Origin of the sequence: Mycobacterium sp. 1465703.0 (genome assembly GCF_001672975.1) — a bacterium.
Lineage (GTDB): Bacteria > Actinomycetota > Actinomycetes > Mycobacteriales > Mycobacteriaceae > Mycobacterium.
Genome location: NZ_LZKU01000202.1, coordinates 1 through 2,934, shown reverse-complemented (window position 1 = coordinate 2,934; position 2,934 = coordinate 1). Strand labels below are relative to the sequence as shown.

Annotated in this window: 2 protein-coding genes; both read right to left on the bottom strand. The window is 67.5% G+C overall.

What is annotated here, in order from left to right:
- Nucleotides 1-72: 72 nt before the first annotated feature.
- Nucleotides 73-1,308 (bottom strand): hypothetical protein, encoded by a 1,236-nt coding sequence (locus A5625_RS18540; RefSeq protein ID WP_232003752.1) that lies wholly within the window; start codon nt 1,306-1,308, stop codon nt 73-75.
- A 251-nt stretch (nt 1,309-1,559) separates the two neighbouring features.
- Nucleotides 1,560-1,976, bottom strand: coding sequence for a hypothetical protein (locus A5625_RS30565; protein ID WP_066997086.1), 417 nt, complete (start codon nt 1,974-1,976; stop codon nt 1,560-1,562).
- Nucleotides 1,977-2,934: the final 958 nt, after the last annotated feature.

The following is a 2,934-nucleotide window of genomic DNA, read 5'->3' as shown; positions in this document are numbered from 1 at the left end:
GGCGATGCGGTACGGCCATCGGCCGCGCCCCCACCGCCACCCGCCGCTGCACCCATACCCGTCATACCCGCGCTACCGCCGCCCGTGTTCGTTCCACCGCCCCGCCTGCCCGTGCCCGGGCCGGGCGGTGGCCACGGGCCCCTCGGCGGCGGTCACGGGCCGTTCGGCGGCAACGGCCCGTTCGGCGGCGGTCACGGGCCCTTCGGCGGTCACGGGCTCTTCGGCGGTCACGGCCCGTTCGGCGGGGGCGACGATGTTCTCGTTGGGGCTGGGGCGCAAGGCGACGGTCGGGCGAATGCTGATCGCCAGGGCGATTTCCAGCGCCACCACAGCGGCGATGAAGACCACCGCCAGGCTGCTGCTGACCAGTAAGAACGACTTACGCCGACGCGCGCGCTCGTCCAGGGCGATCAGGGTTTTCGCGTCGGCGTCGTCGTCGGGCACGGCGCTGTAGGCGACGTTGGTCTTGCCCTTGTCGACGTCGGCGGCGAGGGCCGCGATGTGGCTGCGGTATTCGGGCTGATACGCCGGCAGTAGGCCGGGGAACTGTCCGGCGAGAACGAGCGGGTCGACCTCTCCGGTGCCGGGATCCAGGGCATAGGCCTGCGCGGCCGTCGACGACGCGAAGAGCGGTGCATTCGCTGAGGCGAGCGCCGCGCCGCGGGCCAGGGCCATCTCCGGTTCGTCGGGCACGGACAAGTCGAGCGACGTCGCAGCGTCCAGCACCGGCCTGATCAGCGGGATATCGACGCCGGAACCGACGAGAACCAGGCCTTCCGGATGCGTTTCGAGCGTCTCTGCGCCAGAGGCCATTTCGACGAGTTCGGCCACCGCTTGGTCTTCGTCGTCCGGGAGGGTTCTTCGGTGCACCTCCGCTACCGATCCGTCAGCGGTGTCGACGACGGCCAAGGTTGCGGTGTAGGGCTCGACGAAGAGCAGTGCGGTGCGCGCGTAGTTGGTGGCGTCGCCGACAGCCTGCGTCAGTGCGGCCGCGGCCATGAAGGCCGAGACCAACATGACGTTTTCGACTTTGTGTGAAATCAGGGCGTCGCGCAGCATGGCCGCTTCGACGTGATCGGTCCAGGTCACGCCCGTCGACAGCAGGTCGTAGCCACCGTCGGTGGCGCCTTCTCGGGTGCCGAGAATGGCCGAGATCACTTCGTCCGGGGCGCAGTCATGCTTGGCGCTGCGTTGCGTGTCGACGTCGAAGTCGTCCTCGTCGACGGTGACCCCGTCGGCGCTTTCGCCTTCGACCAAGACCATGCGCACCTTGGTTGGCGTCATCGAGACGCCAAGCACGATGCCCACCACCGCTTAAGCTCCCCCTGCCTGATTTGCTGCGTTGCTCGACGCTCCCATCGGCAACACCACTATTTAGCGATCACCAGTAATTTGCTGCCACAGCAAAGGTTGGACCGAATGCCCGCACATGTTGCTGGGCTTGATGAAATTCTGGCGGATGAGGCGGCATCTTTTGGCCAGCCTCAATACCTCAACCCTACCCGTGTGAGCTCGGGAGGGCAGGCGCCGATTGTTGTGCGTTGGTTGGTAAACCGGTGCTAGCGGTGTCCGCCTCCGCCGGCCGCCCCCGCCGCCGAGGCCGCCGCCGCCATGGCCTCCACCGCCGATTCCGCCGCCGGAAGTCCCACCCGGTCCGCCCGGAGCGCCAGGGCCGCCGGGTCCGCCGGGTCCGTCCGGAGCGCCGGGGCCGCCCGGAGCGCCAGGGCCGCCGGGTCCGTCCGGAGCGCCAGGTCCGCCGGGTCCGCCGGGGTGGTCGCCGGGTCCGCCGGGGTGGTCACCGGGTCCACCGGGGTGGTCACCGGGTCCACCGGGATGGTCGCCGGGTCCACCGGGGTGGTCGCCGGGTCCACCGGGATGGTCACCGGGTCCACCGGGATGGTCACCGGGTCCACCGGGATGGTCGCCGGGTCCACCGGGGTGGTCGCCGGGTCCACCGGGATGGTCGCCGGGTCCACCGGGGTGATCCGGGTAGTGATGTCCGGGCGGGTAGTAAGGAATGTAAACCGGATCGTCGAACCACCAGTTCAAGCCGTCCCGGCAACCGTTGGGAATCGGACCCCAGCTCTGGTCCCAAAAGTCGCCGGGGCACCAATGTGGGGGCGGGTCGGCCATAGCCGGGCCGGCAGCGCCCACTGCGACCAATCCAAATCCTGCGGCAATCGCGGCTGTCGCCGCCGCAACACGTGCCAAATCCTTCATGAGGTTCTTCTTACTTAGGCTAACTGTGTTGAGCCTAGGAGCAGGCTGTGCCCGGCAAGTTTCCGCCGGCGTCGCATACTCGGGGTGTTCGTGAAATCCGCAGCGCAGCAACATCGTTAGCAACTATCGCGGGAGCATCATTGCACGCCGCGCGCGAGTTTGCCGGGTGAGACTCCTGTGGGTGGTTACTTATCAATGGATTTGGGGGCCGATTGAGCCAAAGTGTCTACTGTGCAGAACAATTCGCCAGTAGGTGGCCTGCGTGTCTTCGGTGAGTGAACTGCCGCGGTGCGTCAAGTCCCGGGCGCTGGAGTTGGCCGCGCTCGAGGCCGCGTTGGCGGATTCGCGGGTGTTGGGGAACTGACCGGCATGCGTTGGTTAACGCAGCCGCTCGTGGTAACCGCGGCATGTGGTGACGAAGGTCACGTCGACGGCGCATCGGGCCGGCGGGCGGACGCCTGATGCGGGTCGGCAGCAAGAGCGTTGGCGATGCGGACAAACTGGCAACTCGATGTCTTCCGCACGGGGTTCACAATGGCTGCCATCGCCTACCCAAGTACGGGGCAGACGCGGGATACCGGGCGGATCGCAGTGGAGCCGATGACGGGAATCGAACCCGCGTATTCAGCTTGGGAAGCCCGTGCGGATGCGCCTGTGTGAGAGGAACCGAGGACTAGAAGTTATCGGGTATCCGTTGTCGACAGCGGTTGGCGT